Here is a 14,087-nt window from a genome sequence, read left to right as displayed (position 1 = left end):
CGAACACCAAACGTCACATATTTTCTCCTCTCAAAATAGGAAAAAAAGAGGTAAATCATATTTTTCAGTGAATTTATGCTTTTAACAAAGTTGTATAGTATGAATTTTACATTCACCAGATGATAGAAAACTTATTCAAAGATGGGCCCTCAATGCTACTGATACATTTCTACCGGGAGCACTAATACCGGAAGAATACGGGCGATAATGCTTATCAAAAATGTTTTCTACCCCGGCGTTGAGCATTATATCTTCATTCAAATGATAGGATGCTTTTGCGTTTAAAGTAGCCCATGCCGGCGATCCGTCCTCGGTATAAAGGTGTGGTTTACTTCGCTCAGAGGGAGAAAAGTCAGAAATAGGTTTTTGACCGTTAAATTCAGAATAGATTTCTGTCCGTATTCTGTCTCCTTTATAGGTGATTCCGATACGTCCAAACAGGGGGGCTACATGGCGCAACGGCTCATCATTGATGCGATCCCTGCCCCGGGTGTAGGTCAACTCCGATTGAAGGGCAATATGAGTACTTATTTCTGTTGAGAGTCCCACGGAAGCCCCGTACACATAGGCCTGTCCACTGTTTACTACGGCTTCTACCTTACTCATCTGTCCATCATAGCGGATGGAATCCTGCCCATTAAATTCAAAGGGACGCCTCACCATAGCATCCTCCAGCCAGGTGTAGTAGGTATTGATCTCCAACCGGGCCCTCTCATCAAAATCTTTAATAACCGTAAAATCTAAGTTATAGGAATATTCCGGCCCCAAGTCGGCATTAGGCATAATTACCGTTCCCGGCTCGGAATCAAATATTTTAGAAGCGTCATCCACATTGGGTGCCCGAAACCCGGTTGACGCGTTTAAGTTGAACTGTAAATCGTCAAGAGGTCGGTAAATCAATCCCAGGTTTCCGCTTAATGCACCCGTATTAATATCAATGGTGCTAAAAGGAAAATCATAATAGTTATCACTAAAACGCGACTCCAGCAAAATATGGCTATATCTCGCGCCAGCTTCGGCTGTAAGACTGGCAGATAAATCCTGCTGATATTTGGTATATGCAGCTAACTGTATATAGGTACTTCCCTCATCGGGATAGCGGGTGGCAACCGGGGCTTGTTCTCCGCTTACAATATCGGTTTCCACGGCTTCTGATTCCACAAAATTATAAACAGATTCTACCCCGTAGAATAGCTCTTTATCTTCATTCCACTGCTTATCAAAGTCGATATTTGCGGTATAGACATCTACATTTTCTTCCCTGTTTCGTAGCTTGGTATTTTCAAATTTCCGGTCATTTCTGCTCTCCTGGAACCATTGACGTGAAAACACCGCACTTACTTTATCATACCATTTTGTCTGTCCCGTATAATCTATATTCAAGGTATTCATCATCCATATCTGTGGACCGTAATACCACTCTGCATTTACGAGGTCTCCGCTATCTCCATTCTCACGCTGAATCAGTCGGTCGTAACGCGGAATATTACCGGTAGTAGCAAAATGGAATCCATAATTCAAATGCCATCGCCCCGATGGATTATAGCGTACCTTTTGCATCAGATTCAATTGCTCATAGCCGGAAAATCGCTGTATCCTAACATCATCATTTGGGACGATCATATCCTTTCCATTTCTGCGAACGATATATTCCCGGCGTTTTCCGAATTCCGGATAGTCTTCATAAAAATTTCCTCCCGACCTCAAATCACCAAAGTAACTGTAGGTAACACTGCTCAATAGCCCCCACTTTTCAAAACCAACTGCAGCATCCGCATGAAAAGTCCGTTCATTGTTAGCCGTACTATATCGTCCCATGCTGTTCAACTCAAACAGCTTTTCCGCTGCGGAATAAGAGAGCTCCGGATTTTTGGTTTGGAAGTTCATAACTCCTCCGAGTGCGTCACTGCCATAGATTATTGAACCCGGACCGAAAAGTACTTCTGTTCCTTCGACCGCGTTAGGATCAACTGAAATGACATTCTGTAAATTCCCGCTTCGGAATATGGCATTATTCATACGGACACCGTCGACCGAAAGCAATACCGAGTTTGCTGCAAAGCCTCGCAACATCGGACTTCCTCCGCCCATCTGGCTTTTCTGGACAAATACTTTTCCTGAACTTTGCAGCAGATCAGCTGATGTCTGTGGATTATGGAATATCACCTGATCCTCGGAAATACGCGTTACTTTCTGTGGAATATCCGTGATTTTTTGCTCACGCTTATTAGCCGATACAAAAATCTCATCCATAATAACCGGCCGCTCTGTGAGGGCAATTCGGAAATTGCGCTCTTCAACTTCCTTAAATAATAATTGTAATCCCTGGTAGGATGGATGCTGAAAATGCAGGGTATCCCCTTCTGCAAACTTTGTCAGATCAGCCTTCCCATCTAAATCCGTGGACGCAACTTTATTACGACCTTCATTATAGATATATACGTTAGGAATACTCTTAAGTGTAGTTTCGTTGACAACGGTCAACGTTTGGGCAGACAGCCCTTGCGAAGCCAATAAGAAGACAGAAAAGCAAAGAAAAAAAGGCCGTAAATACCGATTCATTACCAACAGTAGATTTAAAATTTAATGCTGATGATAGTACAATCAGAGTGTATTAAAAATACCATGATCATGTGAGATCACCTCCCAAATCAAGAAATTAATCAGGTGAATGAGCCCTGCGCCTCCAGGTAAAAGCAACTCCCATCAGGGTAATAATCATTGCTAGAATCGATAAAAGTGGCGGCAGCTCGGCAAACAGGAAAAAGGCCAATACAGAAGCGAGCAGCGGTTCAACCAGGATAAGAGTGGATAAGAGGGTCGGAGAAATAGATTTAACGGCCAGATTCATAGCTCCATGTCCCAATATCTGGGGACCAAAAGCCAGTCCTGCACCCACCCAAATCCCAATAGTAGAAATATCCATAAGGTTCTTACCCATGCTTAGGGCAATAATAACACAGGCAACAGCGGCATAGAAATAAACCGGAAACACATAATCAATCCACTCTCGCTTTTGACGAATCTTCTGGCCAATAAGAAGATATACTACAAAAATAATGGCTGCCGTTACTGCCATAGCGTTTCCTAACAAAGGGTTAGCAAAAGCTTGCTCTGCCTGACTGTCGCTGATACCCAGTAATACGGCCCCTCCAAAAGCCAGAATAACTCCAACCCAAGTAGTTTTAGCAAATGTACGCTTAAACCACAGGCGTTCTACCAAAATCATGATAATAGGATGTATAGCAACCAATACGGAAGCCGAGGCTACTGAGGTGTAATAGAGAGAAGAAATCCAGAAGGTAAAATGAAGACCAAGGCAAGCCCCGGACAGAGCAATCCACAAGCGTTCTCTTCCCTTCCCTACTCGCTTCTCATTGCTGCGAGTCCACCACCAAAAAGGAAACAGCATAAGGGCGGCAAAAACGGTGCGGTATACCACCAATACCAAAGGTGAGGTATCAGGTGCAAGACGCACTAAAATAGGAGCGAACCCAAAGGCAATTAAGCCCACGAACAGAGCAACCGCAACTTTTACCTTTGGAGAGTAGGTAAACATAAATATGGCCCATGTCCTCGGTTAACGGATACGATCCATCGATTTTACCAACTCAATATCATCCCGGATTTTCTTCCGTGCATATAGCTCTGCGCTAAAAGCGGCTACAAGCAATATCAACCCTATGGTTTCGTCCCAGAGAAAGGTCCCAAATCCACCCAGCGTAAATAAGATTCCACTTCCTAAACCAACCATAATAACCTGTATTAAAAGCGTTATTTTGACCCATTGCAGCTGATTCGATCGACTTTTATAAAGTAAGATACAAACCAGCGGCATGAGTGCCGCAGCGGTCAACACAATGGCAAAAGTAAGGCCAATCCACTGGCTGGGATCATTCATTGCCTGCCGATACAGTGCATTAAAAAAGACGCTCCCGTTAAGAAGAAAGGCGAAAAATAAAAATAATGTTTGGATACGTTGAATCACAGCTACTTCGATTCCTAATTAGTTTCGGTTAGATTCGAATGCCAAGATACTATTTTTTCATCGTTTGGTCATCCTTAACCAAAATTTCTCTCCGATAAAATTTTTAGACTAAAAAAAATAAAAAAGCAGGAGTCTGAATATTCAGACTCCTGCTTCACAACTTATTCTATTCGCTATCCTAAGAAGGAGAAGTTGGTCCTTTTGTTGTATGATAATCCTGAACCTCAGCAGTCATCCCTTTACCTTCTGAAGCTGAAATGATGCCCGGATCTTTATCATCGAAGAAAAACAGATTTACACTGCGCCGTCCTTTTTCAAACAAATAGTAGAGTACCGGAACGAGTATTAAGGTCAGGAAGGTCGCGAAAATAAGTCCATTGATGACAGCAATAGCCATTGGAGCCCACCACGCTGCCTGTTCTCCACCCCAGTACAAATACTCACCCAGATTAGTAAAAAACTCAACCGGACTGTTCGTCAAGACTATAAAATCAAGGTTAAAACCGATAGCCAGCGGGACCAATCCCAGAGTGGTGGTCAGTGCTGTTAAGATAACAGGGCGAAAACGTACTTTACCTCCCCGGACTAGGGCCTCAAACAGTGGCATCTTGTCTCGCCTTCTCAGGATGTCGATGTAATCGATCATAACAATGGCATTGTTAACTACAACGCCCGCCAGGGAAATAATTCCAATACCCGTCATAATAATCACGAATGGCATCTGGAAGATGACCAGCCCATAAAATACGCCGGCAGTGGACATAATCACAGAAGTCATAACAATAAAGGGCTTGCTTACCGAATTAAACTGAGATATAAGGATGAAAGCAATCAGAAACAGTGCTATCAAAAAGGCCATGGATAAAAAGTCAATGGCCTCCTGCTGATCCTCTTGTTGTCCCGTCCAGTTGGCGTTGTAACCGGCCGGCAGCTCATTACTGAGATAGTCATCCAGTGTGGTCTGGACTTCCTGTAGTACAGCATTCGCATTATAATTGGACCTTACATCGGCCATCACTGTGATCACCCGCTCCTGCTCTATATGGGTAATACTGCCGAATCCTTCTCCTATTTCCCATGAAGCTACACTGGAGAGCGGAATCTGACGTCCTTCCTCTACAATGGTGAGGTCATCCAGAACACTTAAATTGTCGCGGAACTGCTCATCCAAACGCACCGTCACTTCATACTCCTCCTTGCCGTCTCGATACTGTGAGGCTTCAACACCGTTAACAGCCTGGCGTATTGTGTTTCCGATCTGCTGGGTCGATAACCCGAACATGGCGGCCTTTTCCCGGTTTACATTGATCTGTATCTCCGGTCGTGCTTCCGAAAGATCCCGTTCCAGCCCATCCAACTTGCCGTAAACCGGGTCGTTTTCGAGCCTATTCATAACCTCTTCAGATATTCTTTCCAGCTCTGGCATCTCCTTACCGGAAATCTCCAGATTGATAGGTTTTCCCGTAGGAGGGCCGTTTTGTGGTTTCTCGACCGTCACTTCAGCACCTGCGATGCCCTCCGAAAAGTTACTGCGAGCATATTCAATCGCATTGAAGGTCGTTCCCGTTCGCTGTTGGTAATCCACAAAATTCAGTACAATGGTTCCCAAATGTGTAGAATTACCCTGACTTGCCATCGGGTTTGCCGTAATAGCCGAACCGGACGTACTCAGTACCGATTCAACATCTTCGCTATTCGGGATATTCGGTACCTTCTGCGTTAACTCATCAATAACAGATTTTGTAAAGTCAACATTGGTTCCAACGGGGGCCTCTACTTGTACATAAGCTTGGGCCGGGGGGATACTTTCCGGGAAAAACTCAATACCTGAATTAAAGAGACCAAAGACTACAAAGCTCGAAATAAGTACCAGCACCGAGATCCCCAGTACCGTTTTACCGTGATGAAGCGACCAGCGCAACGTCTTCTCATATTTATCAAGGACTTTATCGAGCCCCTCTCGCTGCCACCAGTCGCCTACCGGACTCAAAACAAAACGATTCAACAGGTAAAGCAACGTTGCTCCTATAAAAAGCATCGTCCAGGTTAAAAAATTGCTCAACAAGCCAACAAGCAGCAGCAGTGCTGCGGCTCCGGCCATAAACCGTTTACCCTTGGATGTCATTTTAGGCCTGTCGGATTTATCCTCTTGATCCAGGTTCATAAACAGTGCACACAGCACCGGATTAATAATGAGCGCAACAAACAATGAACTGCTTAAGGTAATGATTAGAGTCTGTGGCAGGAAGCTCATAAACTCACCGGTAATTCCCGGCCAGAACAGCAATGGGAAAAAAGCAGCCAGGGTTGTCAGCGTTCCCGATATAATCGGGATGGCTACTTCTCCCGTCCCTTTTTTGGCGGCCGTAAAATTATCGTATCCCTCTTCCAGGTAGCGGTAAATATTTTCCACAACCACAATGGCATTATCCACCAGCATACCCAGTGCCAGTATCAATGAAAAAAGTACAATCATATTCATCGTCATTCCTACGGCGCTTATAACAATAAAGGAAAGGAACATCGACATCGGGATAGCTATTCCTACAAAAGAAGCGTTGCGAACACCCAAAAAGAACAGCAAAATACCCACTACCAAAAGCAGTCCAGAGATAATATTATTTTCGAGACTGCTTACCATCGCATTAATATTGTCACTTTGGTCAGAAGTAATCTCATAATGAGTGGTAGGAGGCAACGTTGGAAGCTCCTCTTCCAAAAGACTTTTAACGGCAGAGGAGGTTTCCAAAATGTTTTCCCCACTCCGTTTTACCACAGAAAGTGAAATCACCGGATTGCTATTCAGCTCGGCGTAGGTCTCGCGCTCTTTAAATCCAAAGTTAACCTCTGCTACGTCTCGTAGATAGATGGGATGATCATCCGGGGCATCAATCACTATATCTTCAATTGGCTCTACGGACTTGAATTCCCCAGGCACACGCAACAGGAACTTCTTGATACCAACATCGATGTTTCCACCGGGAACGGTTACATTTTCTTCCTGTATAGCTGTAACAAGATCAGTAAATGTCAACCCATAATATTTAAGTTTCGGTAAATTGACATCCACTTTAACTTCACGCTCCAATCCACCAGCCAGGTTAACCTCAAGTACCGATGGAATTGTTTCAATCTGATCCTGCAAATCTTCAGCAATCTCCTTAAGCTGAACCAGTCCATATTGGCCCGAAAGATTCACCTGCATAATGGGGAATTCCGAAAAATTAATCTCTTGAATTATCGGATCCTCTGCTTCGGAAGGCAGTTCCGGCTTAGCCAAATCCACTTTCTCGCGCACCTTTTGCAGGGCCTCGTTAATATCCACATCCGCGTTGAACTCCATGTTAATATTTGAATAGCCCTCTGCGGAACTGGATCCCATCTGCTTGATATCTGAAATACCACTCAACTCGTCTTCAAGCTTACGGGTAACCAAGCCTTCCATATCTTCAGGCGAGACACCTGGATAAGTTGTAATAACCATCACATTTGGAACAGTAATATCAGGTGAAGCTTCTTTAGGAATAGTCAGATAGGAATTTACTCCCATGATAGCCACTAATAGTACTAATACCAATACACTAATCCGGTTATCAATAGAGAAAGAAGACAAGCCAAATTCTTTTTGGTCGTCTACATTTCCCACACCGTTACCGGTTATATTCTTATCATCTATCATTGAACCACTCATGGTAATAATGCTTTACTAATTTTCCTGAACAATATTTCTATCTTTCTCTTCAACGATCTTTATACGCATCGCATCCTGCAAAAATGAGGAGCCCACCGTAATAAGCCGTTCATCTTTGCTGAGCCCTTCGGAAACTACCACGTTATTCTTGTATGAGGGACCGAGTTTCACTTGGTTCATCCGGGCAATTTTATTTCCCTCATCATCTTCAGCCACTACATACACCACGTTTTCATTTCCCTCTTTATACACATACTCCTCACCAATTACGAAAGCACTGTCTTTTCTAAACGTCGGGATCTTTATGTTACTGATCATATCTACTTTATATTCTTCGCCTTGGGGAGGTAGTTTAATCTCTATCTCAAATGTTCGGGCTTGTGGATCGATAGACTGCCCCACAAAATTTATTGGCAGCCTTAGTGTATCGCTTTGCTGAAAATCAAACCAAACCTGGGCGGTGTCTCCCTTAGAAACGGCATCAGAATAGATAGATGGTACTCCGGCCGACACGTTGAGTCTGTTATGACCGATTAGACGAAGCAATACTGTGCCGGGACTAGCCATCTCCCCCTCTTCCATAACAATTTCTTCTAAAGTGGCATCAAAAGGCGCATTCACCGTTGTATTCTGCAGATCTACTTCAATAGCCTCAAGTGCTGACTGACTCTGCTCATAAGCAGTTTTAGCATTGATGAGATCCATTTCCGAACCTACACTATCTTGTTCAAACACCTTCTTTAAGCGTTCATATTGCTCCCGTGTCTGCTGGACCTGAGCCGTCAACCGAGCATGTTCGCGCTGCAGCCTACTGTCATCAATCTTGAGGATCGGTGTTCCTTTATTAACCTGGTCTCCCTGATCCACATAATACTCTTGGACCCTTCCTGTTACTTCGGCAGAAATACGAACATCATTTTGAGCCTCTACGGATCCCACCAATTCCAAATAACGTTCAAATAATTGAGCCTTCATGACCTTGGTCTCTACGGTAACACTTTTCACGACCTCTTCTTTAGGCTCCTGTTGCTCTTCGGCACATCCGTTTATCAGTAAAAAAAGTACTATTCCTGCTAAAACTAATTGCTTATTCATTTTACTAAATTTATGATGATTAATTTTAATCATTGAGCTTAGGAAGTTCTTCGTCAACAAAAGGGACCATACCAACTGCCTGATCGTACTGCGCCTTGGCTGACAGATAGTTAAATACCATCTGCGCATAATTAGCTTCAGCCTCACGAAGCTGTAATTCAGCGTTGGCAACATCCAGTTGTGAACCAAGCCCATTTTCCAGTCGTGCCCGAGCCCGGTCATATCCTTCCTGTGCTAACTGCAACGCCTTTTCACGGGCCGGAGCCGTTTCTATTGCTTGGTCCAGATCTTCCCTGGCTGATTGAATTTCATTCTCAGCTGATCGTAGAGCGGAACGTTTTTGTTCCTCGAGGTCTTTCTTTTCAATCTGTGCAATACTCAGGTTGGCCGAGCGTTCAAATCCCTGGAAAATGGGCAAGCTGAGCGTAAGGCCTACAGTTTGTGATCGGGCTCGGCTATCTTCAGTCCCAAAAAATACGGGATTTCCTGCCTGTGACGCCGTCCAATTTAAATTATAATTAGCTGAGAGTGTTGGCAGAAAGCGACTCTTAATAGCTTTCATTTCCTGAATTTTCAATTCATTTCGTTTTTCCAATATCCGAATATCGCCTCGCATATCTGAGACCCTATCTTCTATCGGAGGTTGCTTGCTGTATTGATAGGGCGTCATCTTATCCACCTTTTTAATATTTTCATTGACCTTGTCGGTCGCCTCCTGTGCTGTTATATCAAAATTATTAAGGTCTCCCTTAACCATGAATTCAAGTCCCAAAGGAATGCCTAAAACCACTGCCAACTCGCGATAAGCTTCATCAACGGCATACTTAGCCTGCGTTAGTTGTGGACGCTGATTACTAAGCTGTACCTGTACCTGCAAAACGTTATATTCGTCAACCAGTCCCGCCTTTTGGCGAGCTTTATTTTCCTTCAAGTTTTTTTCCAGCCGTTCAATCGCTGCTTTTTGAAGGCGAAGCTGTTCCTTAGCTACTAATACATTATAGTAGGCAACACGGGTTTGAGTCACTACTTGCTGCGCAGTCGCTCGTAGATTTTCGGCCTGTACAGCCTTAAATACTTTTGAACTACCAATACCAACAAAAGCCTCACCCCTAAAAAGAGTTTGATTTACGGAAAGGCCTCCCTGCCAGTTGTTATCAGTCCCAAACTGTAATGGAACCAATTCGCCAGCCGGGGCATCAGGATCAAAAAACTGTGCGGGCACAAAATTTACTGGTATCTCTAAATTTCGGGTGTAAGTTGCCGAAGCGGAAACATCCGGGAGCACATCGCTCCAAGCAATCCGGACCTGTTCGTCGGCATTTTTGAGGCTGAGTAGTGATCGTTTGATCTCGGAATTATTTGCAAGGGCTACATCAAGGGCTTCTGTCAGTGTTAATACTTTTTGGTCTCCAACAACATCAGAGACAGCCACTGAATCTGATATTTGCCCCCATGCCGGTAATGAAATAAGAACCATAAATACAACCATCATCAAAGCAATTGCTCTGCCGAGCCGCGATAATTTAGCAGATGTATTGTCAATCATATCTTATCTTTGAAATACTTATTTACTATTAAATTAAAATTTACAGCGGGTGGGTATACGTTATTATTTTTCAGATGTTTCATTTTTTTTGACTATCAGTCATTAATTTATTTCGAGCTTCATCAGTAGCAATTCCAGTACCTATAAGATTCAGAAAGCTTTCAAACAACGAGCTAACCTGAATTTCCATATCATCCAACACCTTGAAGTAATGACCGATCCCCTTCATGTGTGTCATCGTGGTAATTCCCCGCGTACTTGACCAAAGGACGATTGCCAACTCCCTGGGATCATAACTTTCATCAATGGTCCCGTCCTGCATACCGATCTGTAAAGCACGAATCATAAAGCCCAATGCTTCACGGCGATTCTCCTCACAATGTCCTGCTATTTCGCTTTCCTGGAGCTCTTCAACATCACTCATGGACTCATAATACATGAAAGCCCTAAAATAATCAGGATTCTCATTTACAAAATTGAGGTAAGTTTCCCCAATCTTCCTGATGAGTTCGAGGCCGGTAAAATCTCCGGCAAACATTTTGGCAAAGCGGCGGTTGAGGATGTCAGATCCACGCTGGGCTATTGCTGTATACAACTCATTCTTACTTTTGAAATAAAGGTAGAGCGTCCCCTTACTCAGTTCTGCCTCATGAGCAATCTCTTCCATGGTAGACTGCTCGATACCCTTTTCAAAAATAACCTTTTCGGCCGCATCTATAATGGTGTTACGACGCTGCTCTTTTTCTCTTTTTTTTCGTTCTTCTTTGCTCATATTTAATTCATGAAATGACTGTCGGTCATAATGTGACCGAAGTTAAGTACTTTAAACTTTCAAAACAAACTTTCCGTTCCCTAAATTATATCCTCAATTCTAATGCTTTGGAGTAGTTGTAATGGAATAATGCCTGTCAGTACCTTGTGGATAACACTTATTGGAAACCAATGCCTACTCAAAAATAATGGCTTCCCTTGTGACAATTGTAGCACGGGCTGTTGTAAAGTTTTTGGACGTAAACTGAGGGGGGGAGGGTATTTGGGGCATTCCACAAAACCGGTCGTTTTTGCAGTACTTTTAGCGACCAAAAGTGCTATATGGAAACTCAAAAGGCGACAAAGAATAATACTAGCCAAAGGAAATAAAAAGATCGAGACTTTTTTGAATTACAGACGCCAAACCACAAGCCTCCTTGTGGCAGAGTCGCTGAAAAAATGCCATGGTAATCTAAATCTAAGCGCTACACATACTCTTAACATAGCGTTAATTAATAACCTACTACCGTCCGAACTGCATCTCCTTTTATTACAGCTCTTTTATCCTTAACCTTTGTACTTCCGATACCATTGGCTTCACTCCTGTCAAAGGATAGATAAAAAAACCTGTCATCATTCTCTATTTTGTAGCCATAGTCCGCTTCCAACTGACGTGAAAGCGTTTCTATGAGCTCCCGGCTCAACGTATTGTCTGACAAGATATCTGAAGCCTGGTCATCTAAAAGATTATTGGAAATCTTGATATGAATCGTTTCATCTTCCTCAAACAGACTAACTACGATCTTAAGAAATCCAACCCCCCTATACTCATATTGAAGCATATTGCTAAATATTTCGTTAATAATCAGCGAACAGGGAATTGCCTGGTTGATATTGATATCCACAGGTTCCAGTTCATAGTCGACCCCAACTGACTGATTCAAGCTAACAGTTTCAATGATTGCGGATATAAGTTTTTTAATGTTCTCATTAAAACTGATATTGGAAAAATTTTGCGACTCGTAAAGAAATTCATGTATAGATGCCATCGTCTTTATGCGTCCCACACTGTGAAAAAGCTTTTGGCGCAACTCTTCACTTTCTGATTGAAAGGCCTGCAATTGCATCATCCCCGATACTACTGCCAGATTGTTTTTAACCCGATGATGGATCTCCATTAAGAGAATTTTCTTCTCTTTCAGAGAATCTTTTAATATCTGCTCTCTTGTCCGCTGATGTGTTACATCCTGCATAGCGCCGATCATCCGTACAGGTTGCCCATCTTCATCCGTCACGACAAAAGCACGATCATAAACATATTTATAAGTACCATCGGCACATCGAAATCTGTACTCCATCTGGAAACGATCTTCCTTTTCCGTCCAGGCATCATCCAGTTTTTGCAAGACATAGGGCCGGTCATCAGGATGGAGCTTGCCTCGCCACCACTTGCCAACCTTGGTAATCCTTTTGGTATCATATCCAAACATTTCACTAATATTGGAGTTATACCTGATAACATCCTCCTCCAGATCCAGATCCCAAATGGTATCGCTCGTAGCTTTGGATACAATTTCATAGCGCTCCACGCTTTCTCGGAGCTTCTGCTCACGCTCCATCTGGTCAGTTATATCCCTGGAATTAACTACATAACCCTCTACGGCAGGATTATTCATCATATTGGTAATGGTCGTCTCTTTCCAACCCGGCAATTCATCAGCATCAAGCGATCGGAAGGGGCCCACCTCTACACGCTCACCGGGGGCAAGCCCCTCTAAAATCCTTTTCAGCCGTTGCCGGTCTTTCGGATGTACGTAGTCAAAAGCACTTTTACCTATAAAATCCTCTGCGTTAATGCCTTCAGATGAATTAGAAAATGGGGCTACATATTTAAAACGACCACTTTTATCTACGATAGAAATTAGATCAGCTCCATCCTGCACCAATGCACGGAAACGTTGCTCTCTAAGTTTAAGAGATTGATGTACTTGTTTAAAACCTATAACAATCTGCAGAATCTTCTGGATACGATCTAAAGCTTCCTGATTCCATAACGAAAGAGAGTGAGACTCCTGACGACAATAACAGCAGAACGAAGCATAAATCTTACCCCCTTCAACCAAAATAGGTATGGCCCAAGAGGCCATCAGGCCTTCCGCAAGTGCGTTCTCCCTCACTTCCTTACATCTTTCGTCCTCAGAAATATGTAAGCACACAACATTTTTTTTGTGATAAGCAGCGACGCCAGCCGAACCGGCATTCGGACCAACCCGTGTGCCATCCAAAAGACTGAGAAATCTATTTGATAATTGCCCCGAAGATATCCAAGAATACATTCTCATGTCTTCGATACGCACTACCACCGGAATAAGATCCGGATGTATTCGCTCTATCGACTCAACGAAATGTTGCAGTATATTCTCCAGTGTATACTGTTCATCAAAACACATCCCGACTATTTCTTCCTCTAATATATAGAGTCCTGATCGAATACCTGCCTTTGAGAAAGAACTATCTTTTTTCAAAACCCGTGTAATAGCGATGTCCAGTCGTTCAATTTGTCCCCGGGAAATATAATCCTCTGCCCCTTCTTCAACCATCCGCAATCCATTTGAATAGTCATTTGTACCAGATAATACAATTATGGGCAAGTTTTCATACTTACTCCTAACCTCCCACAAAAAGTTTTCTATAGAGCTATTATCCTCAGCAATAATCACATCCGGGAGGGTATCTCTCAACTTGCTCAAACAGTCTTCGGTGCAGACTCTCTCCCAAATTATCTCAAAATCCAGCTTCTCTATTCTATTGACCACATGCTGAATTTTTCCGTCAGGTGGTACAACTATATAAATTGTATGCTGTCGATCTTTCAAAATCAATTCAACTATTTTATTAGCAGGAACGATACGGCAACCAAAGGGATATCTTGATATTGATTACCTAATAATTACACCTGCTAAGCTCTTACTATTCCATACCTATTTCAGACTCTGTATTATCGGAGACATCCTTCA

Annotated in this window: 8 protein-coding genes; all 8 read right to left on the bottom strand. The window is 43.1% G+C overall.

Annotated elements, in window-relative coordinates:
* Positions 1 to 135: 135 nt before the first annotated feature.
* On the bottom strand, positions 136 to 2,562 hold the full coding sequence (locus ABEB05_RS08930; RefSeq protein WP_265789445.1) for a TonB-dependent receptor: 2,427 nt from the start codon (positions 2,560 to 2,562) through the stop codon (positions 136 to 138).
* 97 nt (positions 2,563 to 2,659) lie between these two features.
* A complete protein-coding gene (locus ABEB05_RS08925) occupies positions 2,660 to 3,559 on the bottom strand; it encodes a DMT family transporter (protein WP_265789443.1) in 900 nt (299 codons plus the stop codon).
* Between the two features lie 21 nt (positions 3,560 to 3,580).
* Positions 3,581 to 3,988, bottom strand: coding sequence for a DUF4293 family protein (locus ABEB05_RS08920; protein WP_265789441.1), 408 nt, complete (start codon positions 3,986 to 3,988; stop codon positions 3,581 to 3,583).
* Positions 3,989 to 4,166: 178 nt separating this feature from the next.
* Entirely contained in the window at positions 4,167 to 7,679 is a 3,513-nt protein-coding gene (locus tag ABEB05_RS08915; RefSeq protein WP_265789438.1) for an efflux RND transporter permease subunit, read from the bottom strand.
* Between the two features lie 15 nt (positions 7,680 to 7,694).
* Positions 7,695 to 8,774 (bottom strand): efflux RND transporter periplasmic adaptor subunit, encoded by a 1,080-nt coding sequence (locus ABEB05_RS08910; RefSeq protein WP_265789436.1) that lies wholly within the window; start codon positions 8,772 to 8,774, stop codon positions 7,695 to 7,697.
* A gap of 25 nt (positions 8,775 to 8,799) precedes the next feature.
* A complete protein-coding gene (locus ABEB05_RS08905) occupies positions 8,800 to 10,320 on the bottom strand; it encodes a TolC family protein (protein ID WP_265789435.1) in 1,521 nt (506 codons plus the stop codon).
* A 79-nt stretch (positions 10,321 to 10,399) separates the two neighbouring features.
* A complete protein-coding gene (locus ABEB05_RS08900) occupies positions 10,400 to 11,092 on the bottom strand; it encodes a TetR/AcrR family transcriptional regulator (RefSeq protein WP_265789433.1) in 693 nt (230 codons plus the stop codon).
* 490 nt (positions 11,093 to 11,582) lie between these two features.
* The gene (locus ABEB05_RS08895) at positions 11,583 to 13,946 is read right to left on the bottom strand and encodes a PAS domain-containing protein (protein WP_265789431.1); all 2,364 of its coding nucleotides are present in this window, start codon (positions 13,944 to 13,946) and stop codon (positions 11,583 to 11,585) included.
* Positions 13,947 to 14,087: the final 141 nt, after the last annotated feature.

The organism is Fodinibius salicampi (assembly GCF_039545095.1).
Classification (GTDB): domain Bacteria; phylum Bacteroidota; class Rhodothermia; order Balneolales; family Balneolaceae; genus Fodinibius; species Fodinibius salicampi.
This window is presented reverse-complemented; position numbering and strand designations above follow the sequence as displayed.